14 protein-coding genes are annotated in these 19,318 nt (G+C 71.8%); 9 read left to right on the top strand and 5 right to left on the bottom strand.

All coding sequences use genetic code 11. From position 1 onward, the window contains the following. Positions 1-170 precede the first annotated feature (170 nt). The 3 genes from ACIPAE_RS28470 to ACIPAE_RS28460 form a co-directional block, all read right to left on the bottom strand. The gene (locus tag ACIPAE_RS28470) at positions 171-4,103 is read right to left on the bottom strand and encodes a GH92 family glycosyl hydrolase (protein WP_402448960.1); all 3,933 of its coding nucleotides are present in this window, start codon (positions 4,101-4,103) and stop codon (positions 171-173) included. Between the two features lie 394 nt (positions 4,104-4,497). Further along, positions 4,498-7,443, bottom strand: a complete 2,946-nt coding sequence (locus ACIPAE_RS28465) for an HAD-IC family P-type ATPase (RefSeq protein ID WP_402448958.1) — start codon at positions 7,441-7,443, stop codon at positions 4,498-4,500. Continuing rightward, a complete protein-coding gene (locus ACIPAE_RS28460; protein WP_329367802.1) occupies positions 7,427-7,777 on the bottom strand; it encodes a metalloregulator ArsR/SmtB family transcription factor in 351 nt (116 codons plus the stop codon). The genes ACIPAE_RS28465 and ACIPAE_RS28460 overlap by 17 nt, the downstream gene beginning before the upstream one ends. A 331-nt stretch (positions 7,778-8,108) precedes the next feature. Between ACIPAE_RS28460 and ACIPAE_RS28455 the strand changes: the two genes are divergently transcribed. Further along, positions 8,109-8,924, top strand: coding sequence for a hypothetical protein (locus ACIPAE_RS28455; RefSeq protein ID WP_402448955.1), 816 nt, complete (start codon positions 8,109-8,111; stop codon positions 8,922-8,924). Between the two features lie 305 nt (positions 8,925-9,229). Here ACIPAE_RS28455 and ACIPAE_RS28450 read toward each other — a convergent pair whose 3' ends face one another. Next, positions 9,230-10,714 (bottom strand): LCP family protein, encoded by a 1,485-nt coding sequence (locus tag ACIPAE_RS28450; protein WP_402448953.1) that lies wholly within the window; start codon positions 10,712-10,714, stop codon positions 9,230-9,232. 269 nt (positions 10,715-10,983) lie between these two features. After that, complete coding sequence (locus tag ACIPAE_RS28445; protein WP_329367808.1) at positions 10,984-11,190, bottom strand: hypothetical protein; 207 nt, start codon at positions 11,188-11,190, stop codon at positions 10,984-10,986. Positions 11,191-11,692: 502 nt separating this feature from the next. Between ACIPAE_RS28445 and ACIPAE_RS28440 the strand changes: the two genes are divergently transcribed. From ACIPAE_RS28440 to ACIPAE_RS28405, 8 genes are all read left to right on the top strand, one after another. After that, entirely contained in the window at positions 11,693-13,495 is a 1,803-nt protein-coding gene (locus ACIPAE_RS28440; protein ID WP_402448950.1) for an LCP family protein, read from the top strand. A gap of 116 nt (positions 13,496-13,611) precedes the next feature. Then, positions 13,612-14,187, top strand: a complete 576-nt coding sequence (locus ACIPAE_RS28435) for a TerD family protein (RefSeq protein ID WP_402448949.1) — start codon at positions 13,612-13,614, stop codon at positions 14,185-14,187. Positions 14,188-14,280: 93 nt separating this feature from the next. Then, positions 14,281-14,934, top strand: a complete 654-nt coding sequence (locus ACIPAE_RS28430) for a transglycosylase SLT domain-containing protein (protein ID WP_402448947.1) — start codon at positions 14,281-14,283, stop codon at positions 14,932-14,934. A gap of 495 nt (positions 14,935-15,429) precedes the next feature. Next, a complete protein-coding gene (locus tag ACIPAE_RS28425) occupies positions 15,430-16,560 on the top strand; it encodes an ATP-binding protein (protein ID WP_329367815.1) in 1,131 nt (376 codons plus the stop codon). Beyond that, the gene (locus ACIPAE_RS28420; RefSeq protein WP_329367817.1) at positions 16,557-16,958 is read left to right on the top strand and encodes a roadblock/LC7 domain-containing protein; all 402 of its coding nucleotides are present in this window, start codon (positions 16,557-16,559) and stop codon (positions 16,956-16,958) included. The genes ACIPAE_RS28425 and ACIPAE_RS28420 overlap by 4 nt, the downstream gene beginning before the upstream one ends. Beyond that, positions 16,955-17,326, top strand: coding sequence for a DUF742 domain-containing protein (locus tag ACIPAE_RS28415; protein WP_328465623.1), 372 nt, complete (start codon positions 16,955-16,957; stop codon positions 17,324-17,326). The genes ACIPAE_RS28420 and ACIPAE_RS28415 overlap by 4 nt, the downstream gene beginning before the upstream one ends. After that, positions 17,301-17,903 carry an ATP/GTP-binding protein gene (locus ACIPAE_RS28410; protein ID WP_328465621.1) on the top strand — a complete coding sequence of 201 codons (603 nt, stop codon included), beginning with the start codon at positions 17,301-17,303 and terminating at the stop codon, positions 17,901-17,903. Before ACIPAE_RS28415 ends, ACIPAE_RS28410 begins: the two co-directional genes overlap by 26 nt. Beyond that, on the top strand, positions 17,900-19,243 hold the full coding sequence (locus ACIPAE_RS28405; RefSeq protein WP_329367820.1) for a cytochrome P450: 1,344 nt from the start codon (positions 17,900-17,902) through the stop codon (positions 19,241-19,243). Before ACIPAE_RS28410 ends, ACIPAE_RS28405 begins: the two co-directional genes overlap by 4 nt. Positions 19,244-19,318: the final 75 nt, after the last annotated feature.

Raw genomic sequence — 19,318 nt, 5'->3', positions numbered from 1 at the left:
GGGGAGGGCTCACGCGAACGGGCGCTTCTGGTGGGGGGTGCTTCTGGTGGGGTGGGGTGGCTCAGGGAAGGAGGTGCATTCAGGGGCGCGGGGAACTGCGCGGTCAGCCACAGGCGGCCGCATGGTCCGGTGCGGCGCGGGTGGGGCTGGGTGGACGGATCGGTCACCGATCAAGCGCGTCCGAGGAGTTCGACTTCCGAGAGGGTTGTGGCCGTGGGGGCGGTGAAGTCGATGCGGTAGTAGGTGTGGGCGCCCGGGGGCGTGGTGGGGGTGAAGGCCCGGGTTTGCTGGCGCCAGGGGAAGGTTTGGTGGGTGCGGCGGTCGACGACGGTCCAGTGGGTGCCGTCGTCGGAGGTGCTGAGGGTCCAGGTGGAGGGGTCGCCGTTGGGGGTGGAGCCGCTGGTGAGGGTGTACTGGTCGAGGGTTTGGGGCTGGTCGAAGTGGTAGGTGAGGGAGGTGGGGCCGGGTGGGAGGGTCGTGGAGGTGGCGGAGGTGTTGTCGAAGAGGGCGGCGGGAGCGGGGGCGCCGTTGAGGGTGGCGGTGCCGTGGGTGGGGCCGGTGAGGTCGGCGGGTGGGGTGGCCGGGTGGGGGCCGGTGGTGAGGGAGGGGGGTGCGGAGGTGGGGGAGGTACCCCAGGTGGAGGGGTGGGGGCCCATCCGGAAGTCGATCCGGCCGCCGTGGGTGAGGTCGGCGTGGGGGAGGTAGGTCTTGTCGTAGGGCTTGCCGTCGACGGTCATGGACTGGACGTAGATGTCGCGGTCGGAGTTGCCGTGGGCGGTGAGGGTGAGGGGGCGGCCGCCGGCCGGGTGGAGGGTCACCTGGTCGTAGAGGGGGGAGCCGAGGGCGAAGGTCGGGGAGCCGGACTGGAGCGGGTAGAGGCCCAGCGCGTTGTCGATGTAGAAGGCGGACATGGAGCCGTTGTCCTCGTCGCCCGGGTAGCCCTGGCCGATGGTGCTGCCGGTGAAGAGGCGGCTCATCGCGTCGCGGACGTGCTGCGCGGTCTTGGCCGGCCGGCCGACGTAGTCGTACATGTAGGGGACGTGCATGGAGGGTTGGTCGTTGAAGGCCCACTGGCCGACCCGGTCGTCGCGGGACTCGAACATCTCGTGGTACGGCCCGCCCCAGCCGCCGCCGTACTGGGCGGTCTCCGGGGTGGCGAAGAACTGGTCGAGCTTGTCGGCGAGCCCGGTGCGGCCGCCGTACAGGTCGGCGAGGCCGTTGCCGTCCTCGGGGGCGGCGAAGGCGTAGGTCCAGCCGTCGCCCTCGGTGTAGTCGGTGGCGTTCCAGTCCAGCGGGTCGTACGTGGCGGCGCTGTGCTCGAAGGTGCCGTCGGCGTTCTTCGGCTGGAAGAAGCCGGTGGAGGTGTCGAACAGGTCGACGTAGTGCTGGGCGCGGTCCCGGAAGTAGCGGTAGTTGTCGAGGTATTCGCGGTGGTGCGGGTCGCTCGCCGGAGTGGTCCGGTAGAGCTTCTGCGACATCTGCGAGATGCCGTAGTCGGCGAGGTAGTCCTCCAGGGAGACCGACGCGCTCGACCCGCTGGTCTGCGGGGTGTAGCCGAGGAACGTGGACTCCTGCACGTCCGGCCGGCCGGTCAGCCCCGAGGACGGCACGGTGGCGTCCTTGACGGCCGCCTCGTAGGCGCCCTGGACGTCGAAGTCGGTGACACCGCGCAGGTAGGCGTCGGCGATCGCCACGTCGGAGTTGGTGCCGCTGAAGCCGAGGTAGCCGGGCGCGGTCCACTGGCCGATCCAGCCGGCGTCCCGGTACTGCTGCACGAAACCGTCGATCATCTTGCCGGTGAGCTGCGGGTAGAGCAGCGCGTCCAGCGGCCAGGCGGTGCGGTAGGTGTCCCAGAAGCCCTCGTTGGCGTACGGCTGCCCGGACTTGATCGCGGCTCCGGTCGTCGTGGGGGTGTTGGCGCCGGCCGCGGGCGCGTAGGGGCTGGCGTAGCGGTAGTCCGGCCTCGCGGTGGTGCCGGTGTTCTCGTACAGCTCGTTCGGGTAGAGGTTGAGCCGGTACAGGCTGGAGTACAGCGAGGTGAGCTGGTCCTGGCTCGCGCCGCGGACCGTGATCACGCCGAGTGCCTTGTCCCAGGCGGCCTGCGCGGCGGCGTGCACCGCGTCGAAGCCGCGCCGCCCCACCTCCTGGTCGAGGTTGCGCCGGGCCTGGTCGACGCTGATGAAGGAGGTCGCGATCCGCATGGTGAGCTGCCGGCCGGAGCCGAGCGCGAAGGAGGTGTAGCCGCCGACGTCGGGCCCGCCGCCTCCGGTGAGGGAGCCGGTGCCGGTCATCGGCCGGTCGAAGGTCGCGTAGACGAACATCCGCGGCGCGCCCCAGAATCCGGAGACGTCCGAGTAGCCGGTGACGGTGCCGTGTGCCCGGTCCACGGTCAGCCCGCCGCTGTCGTTGACGTTGTCGAAGATCAGGCTGTCGGCGCCGGAGGGGAAGGTGAACCGCATCACCGCGGCGTGGTCGGTGGGCGTGATCTCGGTACGGATGCCGTTGTCGAACGTCACGCCGTAGTAGTCGGGTTGCGCGGTCTCGTGGTCGTGGCTGAAGGCCAGGCCGCGGGTGGTGCGGTCGGCGGTCGTCGGGGCGCTGGACGCCGACGGCATGACCTGGAACGTCTGGTGGTCCTGCACCCAGATGCTGGGCTCGTGGCTGACCCCGAACGCCTGGATCACCGGTTCGTTGGCCGCGTTGTTGTCCTGCTGGTAGGTGTAGATCGCGCTGGTGGTGCCCGCGTCGGTCTCGGGCGTCCAGAAGTTGAAGCCGTGCGGGACCGCGGTGGCCGGGAAGTCGTTGCCGCGCGAGTAGTCGCCGGAGGAGTCCGTGCCGCGCGTGGTGATCACGCAGGTGGAGGGGTGCGCGCAGTCGTTCGCCGGCGGCGCGGCCCGCACCGTGATGTCGTCGAGCCAGCCGCTGAAGTGGGCGGGGCCGCCCGGGTTGTCGTAGTCGACCAGGACGCGGGTGATGGTCTTGCCCGCGGCGACGGTGCCGAGGTCGGCGTCGACCGCGTTCCACTGCCCGGCGTGCAGGATCTCCGCCGCGCCCTGGGCGCCGGCCGACAGTCCCTTGCCGTACTGGTCGGTCGCGCCGAGCCCGCTGAGCCGGCTGCCGTCGCTGAACACCAGGTCCACCGAGACGTAAGTGCTCGGGTAGGAAAGGTCGTTGCCGGTGCGCTCGGGGAAGATCGCGTACGACAGGCGGGTGTTGCGCTGGACCGGGATCGACACCCGGTAGATCTTGTCCTCGACGCTTCCGTGGTCGGCGAGTTGCCAGCCGGCGTACTTCAACGCGTGGGTGCCGGTGAAGCCGACGTCCTTCTTGAGGGTGGGGCCGGTGGACGGGCCGTCGCCGACGGACGTGGTCATCCCGGCGGTGCCGCCGTCTCCCGCGGCGAGCGCCAGCTCGGCCAACTGGCTCTTCCCGTCACCGTGGTTGGCGGACACCGCGAGCCGGTAGCGGCTGTACGTCCCCGGGTGCCGGACCGTGAAGAGCCGGGTCTCGCCGCGCTGCGGGAAGTCCTGGCCGCTCTCGCCGTCGACCACCTGCCAGCTCTTCCCGTCGTCCGACCCTTGCAGTTGCCAGGACTTCGGGTCCTGGGCGGGGGAGTCGGACCCCGAGGTCATCGTGTAGCGCGTCACCCGGGACGCGTCGCCGAGGGTGACGGTCAGCGAGGCGGACGGGGCGCCGGCCTGCCAGGCGGTGGCCGCGTCACCGTCGGTGGCCTTGGCGGCGCCGTGGTCGGGCGGCACTTCCGAACTCGCGGTGACCGAGGTGACCGACGCCATTACCGATCCCGGCAGCGCGCCGCCGTTGTCCGGGGCGACCCCGGTTGCCAGTGGTCGGCCGTCGGGGCCGGATTCCGGTGTGCTCTGCCAGTCCGGTGCGGGGTCGGATGCCTCGAACGAGGAGGAGAAGGCGGTGCGGTCGGGGGTGCGGGATGTGGTGCCGCCCGCTGAGCTGTTGGCGGCTGCCGCGTGGGCGGTTGCGGCGGGTAGTGCCGCCAGGAGTATGCCCGCGAGGGCGGCGGCGGTGGCCGGCCGACGGAGTCGTCTTGGTCGAACGGTGGTACGCGAGCGGCGGACGGGTAGTGCCATGGCGAGGCTCCTCCGTTGACGTCGCGGGTAGTCTCAGTGGCGGTGGCAACGTTGTCAACAGTTGTGGCGGGGCGGGTGTGCGGGGCGGGTGCGGGTGCGGGTGTGTGGTGTGCGCGGGTGGTGCGTGGGGTGGGGTCGGGGGTGCGGGGTCGTCCGGCCCTGCGGCGTGGGGGTCCGAAATCGCATATTTACGGGCCTGGCGGCCCACAAATATGCGGCAGCATTTCGGACCCCCACCCCTCCGGGCCGTCCTCCGGCCCGGGGGTGGCTCACGCGAGGGGGCGCTTCTGGTGGGGCGGGGTGGGGGGAGGGGGGTGGTCCTCTGGTCCGGGGGTGGCTCACGCGAGGGGGCGCTTCAGGGAGATGCGCGGCCGGGGGTGTTGTCTGGTGGTGGCTACACGCGGTGGAGTTGGGGGTGGAAGGGGGGTGTGTAGCGCCTGAGGTGGCGGGACTTGGCGGTGAAGAGGACGACTGTGTATACGGCGAGGATCGAGGCGAGCAGGAGGTAGTAGGTGAGGGGGAGGGTGGTCATCCCGAGGATGTGGGCGAGTGGGGGGAGGGGGAGGAGCAGGCCGATCGCCGCGAGGCCGGCCGCGGCGGTGCGGATGGGGAGCGGTGCGCGGGTGCCGGAGCGGAGGAGGACCATGACCAGTGCCTGGGTGATGAGGTTCTCGGTGAACCAGCCGGAGTGGAAGGCGGCTTGGCCGGAGATGTGGGCCGAGGCGGGGACGATCAGCGCGAGGGCCGCGAAGGTGGCGAGGTCGGCCGCGGCGTTGAGCAGGCCGAAGGCGGTGATGAAGCGGAGGAAGTCGTGGGTGCGCAGCGGGGAGGGGTGGCGCAGCGCGTCCGGGCCCGGCTGGTCGTAGGCGAGGGCGAGTTGGGCGGCGTCGAAGCAGAGGTTCTGCAGGAGGACCTGGGCCGGGAGCATCGGCAGGAAGGGCAGCAGCAGGCCGGCCACGAGCATCGCGATGACGTTGCCGAGGTTGGAGGAGAGCGCGATCCGCAGGTAGGTGGCGATGGTGCCGGTGGAGTGCCGGCCGGCGGTGATGGTGTGGTCGATGGCGGTGAGGTCCTTGGCCGCGAGGACGACGTCGGCCGCCTCCCGGGTGACATCGACGGCGTCGCGCGGGCAGATGCCGACATCCGCTGCGTGTAGCGCCGGCAGGTCGTTCACGCCGTCGCCGAGGAAGCCGGTGGTGTGCCCGGCCGCCCGTAGTGCCCGCACCACCCGGACCTTGTGCTGCGGGGTGCAGCGGGCGAAGACCGTGGTGTGCTCGGCCTGCCGCGCGAGGTCCGTATCGTCCATACCGTCGATACGGTCGCCGGTGAGCAGGGTGCCGGGCTCCAGACCGAGGTCGCGGCAGACGCGGGCGGCGGTGCCCGGGTGGTCGCCGGTCAGCACCTTGACCGCGACGCCCCGGTCGGCGAGCGCCGCCAGCGCGTCGGCGGCGGTATCGGCGGGCGCGTCCCGCAGCACGACGAACCCCGCGAAGGTCAGCGCCTGTTCGTCGGCGGGGCCGTAGTCGCCCAGCCGGGCGGGGCGTTCGGCGACGGCGACCGCGAGCAGCCGTAGTCCCTGCGCTGCCTGGCCCGCGGCAAGCGCGAGCAGACGCTCCCGCTCGCTGTCGTCGAGGTCCCGTTCCCCGGTGGTGGGGTTGCGTTCCGGCAGGACGGTGGTGGGGTTGGGGTCCGGTTCCCCGGTGGTGGGGTTGCGTTCCGGCAGGAGGGTGGTGGGGTTGGGGTCCGGTTCTGCGGTGGTGGGGTTGCGTTCCGGCAGGAGGGTGGTGGGGTTGGGGTCCGGTTCTGCGGTGGTGGGGTGGGGTTCCGGCAGGAGGGTGGTGGTGTTCTTGCGGTCCGGAAAGGGGGTGGTGGGGTTGGGGTCCGGCTGGAGTTCCCGTACGGTGCCGGACTGCTCCGCGGGGGCCGCGCGCAGCCGCGTGCAGTGGCGTAGTACCTCCTCTACGGAGCCCTTGGTGACCAGGGTGTGCAGGCCGCGGTGGCCCGGGCGGCGGACGACCGCGGTGGCGAGGCGGCGCACCGGGTCGAAGGGCAGTGCGGCTACTCCGTCGTAGGCGTCGTACGCGGTGAGGCTGTCGGCGGGTGGTTCGGCTGATGCGGTGGCGGCGTCCAGGACCGCCTCGTCCAGGGCGTCCGGGGCGGGCAGGTCGGCGAGTTGGAGTGTCCACAGGCTGTTGACGGCTGCCCAGTGCAGGACTTCGGGGTCGGGGCGGCCGAACGCGTCCAGGGAGCTGTCGAGGATGGGCCGGTCGCAGGTGAGGGTGCCGGTCTTGTCCGTGCAGAGGACGTCGATCGCGCCGACGTTGTGCAGTGCGGGAAGCCAGCGGACGATGACGTCGTGGTCGCGGGCGAGGGCGGCGGCCTTGCGGGCGAGCACGGTGGTGACGACCACCGGCAGCATCTCGGGGGTCAGCCCGACCGCGACCGCCACCGCGAACGGCAGCGTCTCCAGCCCCCGGCCGCGCAGGGCGGCGTCGGCCAGCAGCACCAGCGGCGGGGTCAGCAGCATGAACCGGATGAGAATCCAGGAGATCCCGTTGACCGCGCGGTCGAACGCGGACTCCCGGCGCCGCCCGGGACCGCGGTAGGCGCGGGCGAACTCGGTGGCCGCCCCGGTCGCCGTGACCAGCGCGGTGCCGCTGCCCGAGGCCACGCTGCTGCCCTGGAAGCAGGCGTGCGCGCGCTCGAACATGCCGGAGGCGGCGCGCGGCATGTCATCGGGCCGCTTGGCCGCGGGGGCGGACTCGCCGGTGAGCGCGGCCTGGTGCAGGGTCAGGTTCTGGGTGCGCAGCAGCCGTACGTCGGCGGGGATCACGTCGCCCGGGCCCAGCCGGATGACGTCGCCCGGCACCAGCAGGGCGACGGGGATCTCGCGGAAGCGGGGGGCCGCGCCGGGGGCGGATCTGCGCTGGACGGTCGCGGTGGCGGCGACCAGGTGCCGCAGCCCGTCCGCCGACCGGTCGGCCTGGTACTCCGTGCGGGACCGCAGCGCGCTGCTGACCAGGACGAGCACGGTGATCACGCAGGCGGTGCCCCACGCCGTGACCAGCGCGGAGACCAGCCCGAGGCCCAGCAGGATCGCGGTGAACGGGTCGCGCAGGGAGCGGGCGTAGCGCCGGGGCCAGGAGGCGGGGCGCCAGCCGGGGATGCTGTTCTCGCCGTAGCGGGCGAGGCGTTCCTCGGCCTCGGTCTCGGTCAGCCCGCGCGGACCGCTCTCCAGGCCGCGCAGTACTTCGAGGGCCGTGGCGTCCGCGAGGTCGTCGCGTTGCGGGGCGGCCAGGGGGCGGGCGGAGCCGGCGAGCCTGTCAGGCGCCCAGGCCACGGACGCCTCGCGCCGGGGTGGGGCGCTCGGCGAGCTGACCGACCATCAGCCGCACCACGGTCACCACGTCCGGGTCGTCCACCAGGTAGACCTGTCTGCGGCCTTCGCGCCGGGCATGCACCAGACCGGCGAGCTTCAGCTTGGCCAGGTGCTGGCTGACCGCAGGAAGCGTGGCGCCGACCCGCTCGGCCAGTCCCGTGACGTCGCAGTCGCCCTGCGCCAGAATCCAGACGATGTGCAGGCGCATCGGAGAGGCCAGCAGACCGAAAGCCGCGGCCACGCTCTGCAGCACCTCTGCAGATGGCTCGCCCAGCTGTCCGCCAGACCTTGTCACGTGAACCTCCCTGACCGCGGCAATGTGCAGGCACCAGGGTACGCACCCGCGATTGCCGCGCCTCCCGCGCGAACGGGCGGCGGGCAGGTCCCCGGCCGCTCCCGGGTTCGCGGCGCGGTACGGGTCCCCAAGTCCGCTCGCGTGCAGGGGCCTCGGGCTTGGCTCCCGGGTACGGCTCCGGGGCCGGTCGTGGGGCCGGCCCTTGAGCGACTCCCGGGACGACATCATTGCACCATTACGCAATAACGCAAGCCGACTGACTATGCTGATGGGGGCAGGGCCGGACCGGGCGGCGGGCCGGCTCGTGGTGCGGGGCAACGGGAGGCGGACGATGCGCGGCGACGAGCGGTGGGCGGGCCCGCACCGGGCCGACTTCACACGGGTACTCGACCAGGCGCTGCGCGGCGAGGAGATCCTCGGGGCGGTGCGCGGCCGGCGGCCCGGCGGCCCCACCGTCGAGCAGCTGCGGGCCCGCGCCCTGAACGCGATGGCCGCGATCACCGCGACGGCGGCCCCCGAGTACGCCCAATACGCCGCGCTGCGCGACGCCTTCCCCTCGCTGCCGGCCGGGCAGGCCGGGGAAGACGGGGAGGACGGGCAGGACAGGGAGGACGGTCACGACTCCCCGTCCGGCGCCGGCCGCGCAGCCCGCGGGCCCGGCCTGTTCGCGCCCTTCGCCGTCCTGGTGCCGATGCTCAGCGGCACCGCCGCCGTGCTCTTCCTGGTGCTGGGATACGGACTGCGGGCCGCCGGCGACGTCGGCGGCGCGGGCACGCCGCTGATCGACATCGGGTACGCGGTCGCGGGTGTGTTCGGTGTCGCGCTGGTGGTCGGCGGGGTGGGCCTGATGCTCACCGCCCGGCGGGACGCCGCCGAGGCCCGCGCCGCCCAGCGGGTGGCCCGGGCCCGCGCGGCCTGGCGGCAGGCGCTGCTGGTGCGCGGCGTCCTCCCCTATCTACGGCAGCAACTCGCCCACGGCGCAACGGCGGCGCCCTTCCGCACCGCGGCACCCGGACCGCCGGGCGAAGGTGGGGGCCAGGGCAACCTCGACGGCTCCGGCCTGGTCGTGAGGCGGCCGCGGCTGGGTTTCGGCAGCCCCGGCTTCACCAGCCCGGGCGGCAACGGCCCCGCCGGCGGCCCCGCTTGAGCGTCGATGGGCGTGGGGGCGGTCCTGTTTGAGCGGCAACGGGCCTGCGGGCGGCCCTGCTTGAGTGTCGATGGGCGTGGGGGCGGTCCCGCTTGAGCGGCAACGGGCCTGCGGGCGCGCCTGCTTGAGCGGCAACGGGCCCGCCTGCGGTCCTGCTTGAGTGTCGACGGGCGCGCCAGCGGTCCTGCTTGAGCGGCAACGGGCCCGCCAACGGTCCTGCTTGACGTCGACGGGCCTGCGGGCGCGCCTGCTTGAGCCGCAACGGCCCTGCGGCGGCCCCGCTTGAGCGTTGCCCCGGTTCCGGCTCACCCTCCGGACGAGGGGCCGCCGTAGGAGAGGTCGTCGCAGGGGCTGTCGCTCGCCGAGCGGGGCGGGCTGGTGTCCTCCGGCGGGGCCGCGGAGGCGGAGTGGCCGGCGTAGTCCGGGCCGAGGATCAGCCGGACGCCGTAGCCGGTCGCGACGGGCAGGAGCCGCGACCCGGGGAACAGCCGGGCGACGGCGGCCGCTTGGGCCTGGTCGCCCTCGCCGTATTCGACGACGGTGGTGGTCGGCGCCTGGCCGGGGGCGTTGCCGGTGCGGGTGACGGTGAAACCGGCGGTGGTCAGGGCCGCGGCCGCCTGCGCGGCGAGGCCGGAGACGGTGGTGCCGTTGTCCACCGCGACGCTGATGCCGGCGCCGGGTGCGCCCGTCGGGGCCGGGGTGGCGGAGGGGTGCGGCGCGGGCGCGGTGGTGGCCGCCGGCAGCGGGCGGTTGGCGCGCAGGTCGGCCCAGAGCCGGTCGACCGCCGGGTGGACGAGGGCGACGCGCGGGCCGTCGTAGCGCCAGGGGGCGGTGACGAACTGGACGTTGTGCAGGTCGATGTCCTTCAGTGACAGCGCGAACTTCAGCAGGTTCGGCACGGAGCCGAGTCCGGAATCGACGGTGAGCGAGCGGACGGCGGCGTTCGCCAGCGGCAACAGCACGGTCGGGTCGAAGCCCTTGGCCTTGACCTTCTTGAAGAGGCTTGCCAGGAAAGCCTGTTGGCGCTTCATCCGGCCGATGTCGGAGCCGTCGCCGATGCCGTGCCGGATACGTACGTAGTCCAGCGCCCGCTGTCCGGACACGGTCTGTAGGCCCTGGTGGAAGAGCAGCGCGCCGCGCGTGGCCCGGCCCGGGCTGAGGTCCTTCTGGTAGACGTCCTGCGGCAGGCAGACCTGGACGCCGCCGACCGCGGCGGTCATGGCGGCGAACCCGGCGAAGTCCACCACCACGGTGTGGTCGACGCGCAGGCCGGTCAGGTGCTCGACGGTGTTCTGCGTGCACGCCGGATTGCCGTCCGCGGTCAGCCCGGTGGCGAAGGCGCCGTTGAACATGGTGCTCTTCTGCGGCGCCGACCACGTGCCGTCCGGCAGGAGGCAGGGCGGGATGTCGACCAGGGTGTCGCGCGGGATCGAGACGCCGACCGCGTGCCGCCGGTCGGCGTAGACGTGCAGCAGGAGGGTGGTGTCGGAGCGCCCCACCGTGCCTTTCCCGCCGCCGAGTCGACGGTTCGTCCCGGCGCGCGAGTCCGAGCCGATGAGCAGGATGTTCTGGCCGTCGCCGGAGGCGGGCCGCTCGCCGCTGATGCCGTCCGCGGTGAACGTGTGCGGGTCGGCACTCGCGTGCAGGGCGATCCAGCCGCACCCGGAGACCAGCAGCACCAGCGCGGAGACCACGCTCGCCACGACCGTGCCCCGGCGGCTCCGCCGGCGCCGGGCCGCGGCCGCAAGTTCCTCGCGACGTCCAGGACTTCCGCTGTGACGACCCGGCATATGCTCCCTCTTCGACGCCGAATGATCCGGATTCTCCGGTTTTCCCGTTTCCCGATTGCGCAACCTAGCAATCTTTGTCGGGCCGGAAGGGCGTCTGCGCGTGCTGTCACCCGGTGGTGTCAACTCGCTTCGGGGCCGGTACGTATCGGGGGAGATCCGGGTCGGACGGCCGTGCGGGTCGTACGGCTCGCACGGGCGTGCGGCTCGGGCGTCCAGCCGCTGCCCGCCCGCTGACCCGCCGCCGCCCGCCCGCCACCTGCCCGCCCGCCTCAGGGGCTCGCGCCGTCCCAGCCGTAACGCAGGGGCAGCGGGCCGGCCTTGCGGCGGTAGACCGACACCGCCGCCACGCTCACCTCCGGCGCGCCCTCCTCCACCGGGCAGTCCACGGTGACTTGGAGCACCTTGGGGCGCCCGGTCACCCGTATCCGCGTGCCGTCCGCCGGTCCCCCCTCCAGCTCGGCCGTCTCCCAGGTCACCGGCACCCTCCCGCTTCGCCTCGCCGCCTGCCGCATGGCGAACACTTTAGAGCTTGCGTAAGCCGGGAACCATGGCGACCATGAACACCCTCTACGGGGCGGGGGGTGTCGGTGCCGCGTACGGGGTCGGCTGCGGGCCCCGGGCACCCGGTGTGGCGCGGATCACCTGTGTCACTCACGTCACTGGCACCACTCGCGTCACCGCATCGCCCGCGTCATCCGAGCGCCGCCGCATCGCCCAGCCCTCCGACGGGAGCCGTACTTCGAGAGCGGGCGCAGCTCGCCCCGTTCGCCGTCCACTGCGGGCCGGCTGGCCCGGGCGGCCTCGCCTGCCCGGTGCTCGGGTGACCCGGGCCGGCCGGCCCGAACTCATCGGGTCCGCACAGGGGCATGACCTATCCTTGCCGCATTGCGCAAGCGTGAAAACGGAGTGGAGTCACCGCTTCACTGGTCGTAACCGGCCGCGGGCCTCGCGAGGACTGCTCGGACAAGGGAGTGGGAGATGAGTGATCCCTGGGACAGGCCGGCCGGCGGCCCGCCGGAGGGCCGGGTGCCGTACGACCGCGCACCGCAACCGCCGGGGCCGCGCGGCGGCTCCCACGATGCCGGACCCGGCGACCGGGGCTCCCGCGCCCGTGGCGGCGACCCGGACCCCGGGGACTCCGGCGGCGGGATATCCGGCGGGCGGTCCGCGGCCCGGGCGGCGGCGCACGGCCGGGGCGGGTCGCGGCGGCGCGGCGGCAGCCGGGCGAAGCGCCGCAGCGGAGGGCGGCGGTTCCTGCGGATCGCGGCGATCACCGTGTCGTTGCTGGTGGTGGTCACCGCCGGCGCCGGCTGGTGGTTCTACCAGCACCTGAACGGCAACATCACCAGCGTCTCGCTCACCAACGGCGTCGGGAAGGACAGCGCCGGCAAGGAGAAGGCGGACGCCTTCGGCCGGACCCCGATCAACATCCTGGTGATGGGCAGTGACGGCCGTACCTCGACCGAGGACTGCAAGCTGGGCGGCGGCTGCGCCAAGACCGGCGTGCAGAGCGGGGGCAACGCGGACGTGGAGATGGTGCTGCACATATCCGCCGACCGCTCCAACGCCACCGTGATGAGCATCCCGCGCGACACCGAGGTCGACGTGCCGGCCTGCACCGACCCGAAGACGGGTGCGAAGACCGCCGGTTACCACGGCATGATCAACAGCGCGCTGGCGTACGGGCAGGCGTGCCAGGTGGCCACCGTCCACCAGCTGACGAACATCCCCATCGACCACTTCATCCAGGTCGACTTCTCCGGCGTGGTCAGCATGTCCGACGCGGTCGGCGGCGTGCCGGTCTGCGTCAGCGGCGACGTGTACGACACGTACTCCCACCTGAAGCTCTCCAAGGGCACCCACACCCTCAAGGGCGTGGGCGCGCTGGAGTTCCTGCGCTCGCGGCACGGCTTCGGGGACGGCAGCGACCTCGGGCGCACCTACGCCCAGCACGCCTTCCTCAGCTCGCTGATCCGCAAGTTCAAGAGCGCGGGCACCCTGACCAACCCCGAGGCCGTCTACAAGCTGGCGAACGCCGCCACCAAGGCGCTCACCGTGGACACCGGGCTGGGCAGCGTCAAGAAGCTCATCGGGCTGGCCGACGACGTGAACAAGGTGCCGTCCAAGCGGATCACCTTCACCACCATGCAGACCGCGCCCGACCCGAGCGACTCCAACCGGGTCGTGGTGGGCGCCGGCGCGCAGACGCTCTTCTCCACCATCGCGGGCGACCAGGCGCTGACCACCGCCGGCGGTGGCAAGTCCGCGGCGGCCAAGGCGACCGCGAGCCCGTCGGCCACCGCGGTGCCCGCCTCGCAGGTCACGGTCAGCGTGCGGAACGGCACCACCGTCGGCGGGCGGGCCGGCGACATCGCCGGCGCGCTGGTCAAAAAGGGCTTCAACCCGGCCACCAGCAGCGGCAACGCCGACGCCACGGCCACCACGACCCTGACCTACGGCCCCGGGCAGAAGGGCCAGGCGCAGACCGCGGCCAAGGCGCTCGGGCTGCCGTCGTCGCACCTGAAGCAGGGCACGGCGGCCGGCGTCACGCTGGTGATCGGCTCCGACTGGTCCAGCGGCACCAGCTTCCCCGGCGGTAGCGGCACGGCCTCCGCCGGCGACACGAAGACCGCGCTGGCCAACGCGCACCCCGAGACCGCGGACAAGTCGTCGTCCTGCGCCGAGGTCAGCACGTACAAGACGGTCGAGATCAACGGCGTCCCGATGACACCGGGGCAGGCGTACGCGGCCTCTCCGGGGAAGAAGGACTCCGACGACTGACGGGCCGGGCCGAAAAGCTTGAGCTCTTACGCAAGCCGGGAACCGTGGCACGCCGTGCGGCGTCGGTTCCGGCAAGCAGCCGAACACGGAACGACGAGGACAACCGGAGGTAGTTCGTGGGCGTGACTTTGTCCAAGGGCGGCAACGTCTCACTGAGCAAGGAGGCGCCGGGGCTGACCGCGGTCACCGTCGGGCTGGGCTGGGACGTGCGCACCACCACCGGTGCCGACTACGACCTGGACGCCTCGGCCCTGCTGTGCGACACGGCCGGGAAGGTGCTGTCGGACCAGCACTTCGTCTTCTTCAACAACCTCGCCAGCCCGGACCACTCGGTCGAGCACAGCGGGGACAACCTCACCGGCGGCGGCGACGGCGACGACGAGCAGATCAAGGTCAACCTCGCGGGCGTCGCGCCCCAGGTGGACAAGATCGTCTTCCCCGTCTCCATCTACGAGGCCGAGGGGCGCGGCCAGAGCTTCGGCCAGGTCCGCAACGCCTTCATCCGGATCGTCAACCAGGCCGACGGCCGCGAACTGGCGCGCTACGACCTGACCGAGGACGCCTCCACCGAGACCGCCATGGTCTTCGGCGAGCTGTACCGGCACGGCGCGGAGTGGAAGTTCCGCGCCATCGGCCAGGGGTACGCCTCCGGCCTGGCCGGCATCGCGAGTGACTTCGGCGTCAACGTCTGAGCCGACGGGCCCGGCCGGCCTCGGCCGCCGGGCCCGCCCCGGCCCGCCCGGGTTACCCTCGCAGCGGGTGACCCGACCGATGAGGAGGCGAGCGTGGCCGGCGGACGCAGCATCTGGCCGTGGCTCGCCGTCGCGGGCCTGGTCGCCGCCTTCCTGGCGGTCGGCCACGGGCACGGCGACCACGACGCCGACGCGCGGAGCACCGCCCCGCACAGCACGGCGGCGCCCACGACATCGGCCCCGACCCGGTCCGCGACACCGGACCCGAACGACCCGGCGCAGTTCGCCGGGCCCGTCGTCACGTACGCCCGGCAAGCCGGTGTGCACGCCCAGTTGCTGATGGCGATCCTCTACAACGAGTCGTACAAGCCGCACGACCCCGCCTTCGAGCGCGCCTGGCAGAAGTCGAAGCCCGACGCCGCGTTCGGCATCGCCAACATGCACCGTGCCGCGTTCGACGACACCAAGCGCGGCCGGCCGTTCGCGAACCGCAGCTGGGAGGAGCTCCCGGACCACCCGGACCTGGCGATCCAGGCGGCCGCCTGGTATCTGCACGACCTCCAGGCCCAACTCCCCGCGCACCGCACCGGCGCGTACACCACCGACCAGTTGCTCGCGCTCGGCTACAACACCGGCACCGGCAACATGCGGCTGTTCGCGGAGGGCACCAGCCCCGGCTCGCAGGCCCGTTCCTATCTCGACACCCTCCGCGGCAACTGGGCCAAGGCGGCGCAGGCTCTCAAGTAGCCTCCCCGAAAAGGCGGTCGGCCTTCGCACAACGTTCACAAACGCGCTGGTGCGGGGCGGGACGGCCGCCCGTACCCCGAACCAGTCGGCACGCATCCGGGCAAAGTACCGAGCCCGGACGGGCGTTCGCCGGGGAATTGCGCGGGCATTGTACTGACGTCGCGTCAGGATTTCACGTGCCAGCGGCACTTGCGCGCCCCGTGGCTGATCATGGTGGTACGATCGGCCCGCTTGCCAGGCTAGCCAATGAGCGTGCAGGACAGACGGCGATCGGGTCGAGAGGGTCCACCACACCGAGGAGCACCATGCCGCAGTCGGGCATACGGGCGCTCTTAGTTGTGCCGACCCGTCTGCGCTGCCGCCGGCAAGGCGCGTGCGACGCCCCGGGTCGCGCGGGTGCCTTAGCGGCACCCTCGCACATCAGTACCTCCCGGACGCAGAGACGCAGCCCCCCTTAAGTCCCTGGTGGTCGTCTAGTCGCTTGAAGAGAGTCTCATGACGCATTACATACAGGACCCGGCGCTCTGGGCTCTGATCGCCGGCGCGCCGTTCGCCGCAACCGTCATACTCCGCGGGCGGAAAGCGCGGGCCAGACTGCGGACCGAGAACGCCGAGTTGGAGAGCCGCTACGCGGAACTCGAGGGCGGCTACTCCGAGTCGGTGCAGGAAGCCCGGGTCCGCGCGGAGGACGCCACCAAGAGCGCGCTCAAGTCGGCCATGCGGACCCTCCAGGGCCTGGCCAACGAGCAGCAGGTGGCCATCTCCAAGGCCCAGGACAAGTTCGGCGAACACCACGTCCTCCAGGACCTCCTGGAGATCGACCACATGAACTCGCAGTTCGGCCGGCGTGCGCAGTCCATCGCCGTGCTCTGCGACGGGTGGCTGGGCCGGCAGCGGGTCGCCGCGTCGGTCTACGACGTGGTGCGCAGCGCGAAGGGCCGTATCCGGCACTACACGCGGGTCGAGATCCGTTCGCAGACCAACTTCGCCCTGATCGGCCGCGCCGTCGAGCCCGTGGCGCTGGCCCTCGCCGAGCTGCTGGACAACGCGACCAGCTACTCGGCCCCCGACACCCCGATCGACATCACCACCCGCACTGTGCCCAAGGGTGTCTGCATCATCATCGACGATGCCGGTGTCGGTATGAACGAGGAGGAGAAGGCGCGCGCCGACGAGCTGCTGTCCGGCCAGGGCCCGGCGGGCGTCGCCGGACTGGGCAACCCGCCGCAGTTCGGTTTCGCGGTCATCGGCGTGCTCGCCCAGCGGTACGGCTTCAACGTGTCCGTCGACTCCTCCTCCCCCTACGGCGGCGTACGCGCGGTGGTGCTTCTTCCCGAGGAGCTTCTGACCAACATGCCCGAGCCGAAAGAGCCGCCGGCCTCCCGTACCCCCGCTCCCAACGGGGTGGCCGCCGGGGCTGCCGCGCCGGCGGAGCGGCCGTCCAGCTCGACCCCCGGCGGTCTGCCCCGACGGAGCCGGAAGGGATCGATCTCCATCGTGCCGAGTGCGGACGCCCCCGCGCCCCCCACCCGGACGAACGAGGAAGCCGCTTCGATCATGGGCGCCTTCCAGCTCGGCACACAGTCCGGGCGCTCCGCACAAAGGGAAGGGCATGAACCGCAGTGAACAACGACCTGTCATGGATGCTTGAGAGTGCCCTGGAGGTCCCCGGGGCGCGCCACGCGATCCTGATCTCCGCCGACGGGCTGCTGATGGCCCGCTCGCAGCAGGTCAGGAAGGACGAGGCCGACACCGTCGCCGCGGCCATGAGCGGCATCCAGTCGCTGAGCCGCACGATGGGCAGCTTCTGCGGCGGCCCGGACATGGTCTGGCGCCAGACCCTGGTGGAGTTCGACGGCGGCTGGGTCTTCCTCATCTCCGCCGGTGCGGGCGCCTATCTGGCCGTCTCGTCCGCTCCGGACGTCGACATGGCGGCCATCACCTTCCGGATGCAGCAACTCGTCGGCCAACTCGGCAAGGTCCTGACCGCGCCGCCTCGCGAAAACACGAGTACCCAGGTATGAACGAATCGGATGAGCCCGTAGCGCAGTCCACGGATTTAGTGCGACCGTACGTCATCACGAACGGTCGCGGCCTGCCGGCCGACGACCAGTTCAACCTCATCACCCTGGTCACCGCGTCCGATCAGCCGCGTCCGGTCCATCTCGACCCGGAGAAGCACAGTGTCCTGGACCTGTGTTCGGGCGGCATGCTCTCGGTGGCCGAGATAGCCGGGCACATGAAGCTTCCGATCGGCATCATCAAGGTGCTGCTCTCCGACCTGTCGTCGGAGGGCTACCTGGTGGTCCGGCCCCCGGTGCCTCGTGCCCAACTCGCCGACGTATCGCTCCTTCAGGAGGTGCTGAATGGGCTCCAGGCCCGATTCGGCTGATGGCGTCTATCTCGACGGAGCGGTGAAGACCGCGGCCAAGATCCTGGTCGTGGGGCACTTCGCGGTCGGAAAGACGACGTTCATCGGCACCATGTCCGAGATCCCGCCGCTGCGCACCGAGGAGCGGATGACCCAGGCCGGCGCCTTGGTCGACGACCTCAAGGGAGTGCGGGGGAAGACCACCACCACGGTGGCCATGGACTTCGGCCGCATCACGCTGAGCGAGCAACTCGTGCTGTACCTCTTCGGAACGCCCGGGCAGGAACGCTTCGTCCAGGTGTGGGAGGACATGACCCGAGGCGCGCTCGGCGCGTTGATCCTGGTCGACCCGGAGCGGCTCAAGGAGTCCTTCCCCGTCATCGACCTCGTCGAACAATACGGGCTTCCCTACGCGATTTCCGTCAATCACTTCGACGACACGCCGGTCCGCTCCGACGACGAGTTGCGCGACGCCCTCGACCTGCTGCCCGAAACCCCCATCGTCACTTGCGATGCCCGCGACCAGAAATCGTCCGCCGACGCTTTGATCGCCCTGGTCCGGTATCTCCAGACGCGTACCGCTAGGAGCACCACGTGAGTACCGACTCAGGCTTCCCCTCCCCTCCGCCCGGCTGCCCCGCACACGGCCGAGTGCCCCTGCACGGCCCCGAGTTCCAGGCGGACCCCGACTCGTACTACGCCTGGATGCGCAACTTCGGCCCCACCGCGCCGGTGGAGCTGGCGCCCGGGGTGAACGCCACGCTCGTCACGGACTACTCGGCGGCGCTGCAACTGCTCCAGGACCCCGACACCTTCCGGAAGGACTCGCGCCGCTGGCGCGCCTTCAACGAGGGCAAGGTCAACCCGAACAGCCCGGTGGTGCCGCTGCTCGCCTACCGGCCGAACTGCATGTTCACCGACGGCGCGGACCACCTGCGGCTGCGCCAGGCCGTCACGGACACCATGGCCCGGGTGGACAGCCACCTGCTGAAGCGGAACGTGGACCGGGTCTCCCGGTACCTGATCGAGCAGTTCAGCACCCGCGGCTCGGTCGACCTGCTCAACGACTACGCCAAGCTGCTGCCGCTCTTCGTCTTCAGCGAGCTGTTCGGCTGCCCCGCGGACATCGGCGACCGGGTCATCTTCGGCATCAACGGCATCTTCGACGGCATCAACGCCGAGAAGGCCAACGAGGTGCTCGGCCAGTCCGTCGCCGAGCTGGTCGCGCTGCGGCGGGCACAGCCGGGTGATGACGTGACGTCATGGCTCATGCAGCACCCGGCGAAGCTCACTGACGAGGAGATGGTCCACCAGCTGATCCTGCTGCTGGGCTCCGGTGCAGAGCCGTTGCGCAACCTCATCGGCAACGGACTGTGCCTCATCCTCTCCGACGACCGGTTCTCCGACGGCGGGCTGCTGGTCGAGGACGCCATCGACGAAGTGCTGTGGAACAACCCGCCGATGTCCAACTACGCGCCCCACTACCCGGTGGCCGACATCGAGTTCGCCGGGCGCCGGATCGACGCGGGCGAGCTGGTGCTGGTCAGCTTCGCGGCGGCCAACACCGACCCGGCGCTGTCCGGCTCGCGCCAACTGCTCAGCAAGCGCGCCCACCTGGCGTGGAGCACCGGCCCGCACGGCTGCCCGGCGAAGGACCCGGCCCAGCTGATCACGATCGCGGCCATCGAGAACCTGCTCAACCAGCTCCCGGACATCGAGCTGGCGGTGCCGGTGGACAGCCTGACCTGGCGGCCGGGGCCGTTCAACCGCGCGCTGGCCGCGCTGCCCGCCCGGTTCGCGCCGATACGGGTGGACAAAGGCCCGCAGACCGGGGCGCAGGGGAAGCCTGCGGCGACGGCCGGACAACAGGGCCCATCGCAGGGCAAGGCGCAAAAGGGAGGCTTGTGGAGTTCGTTCCTGGCCTGGTGGAAGGTGTGATCCAGCCGCGGAAGTGGCCAAAAAGCATGCGTGATTCAGGTCACGACGCGCATATGCCTGCAACTCACATGATCG

It is taken from the genome of Streptomyces sp. NPDC087270 (genome assembly GCF_044744625.1).
Taxonomy (GTDB): Bacteria; Actinomycetota; Actinomycetes; order Streptomycetales; family Streptomycetaceae; genus Actinacidiphila.
The sequence above is the reverse complement of the archived record's forward strand: the minus strand, read 5'-3'. Positions and strand labels throughout refer to the sequence as shown.

Bases quoted from the DNA above. Each gene is read 5' to 3' on its own strand.
- ACIPAE_RS28410 (WP_328465621.1), top strand. From the start codon at position 17,301: ATGGGCTCCAGGCCCGATTCGGCTGATGGCGTCTATCTCGACGGAGCG.
- ACIPAE_RS28455 (WP_402448955.1), top strand. From the start codon at position 8,109: ATGCGCGGCGACGAGCGGTGGGCGGGCCCGCACCGGGCCGACTTCACA.
- ACIPAE_RS28425 (WP_329367815.1), top strand. From the start codon at position 15,430: ATGACGCATTACATACAGGACCCGGCGCTCTGGGCTCTGATCGCCGGC.
- ACIPAE_RS28415 (WP_328465623.1), top strand. From the start codon at position 16,955: ATGAACGAATCGGATGAGCCCGTAGCGCAGTCCACGGATTTAGTGCGA.
- ACIPAE_RS28440 (WP_402448950.1), top strand. From the start codon at position 11,693: ATGAGTGATCCCTGGGACAGGCCGGCCGGCGGCCCGCCGGAGGGCCGG.
- ACIPAE_RS28450 (WP_402448953.1), bottom strand. From the start codon at position 10,714: ATGCCGGGTCGTCACAGCGGAAGTCCTGGACGTCGCGAGGAACTTGCG.
- ACIPAE_RS28470 (WP_402448960.1), bottom strand. From the start codon at position 4,103: ATGGCACTACCCGTCCGCCGCTCGCGTACCACCGTTCGACCAAGACGA.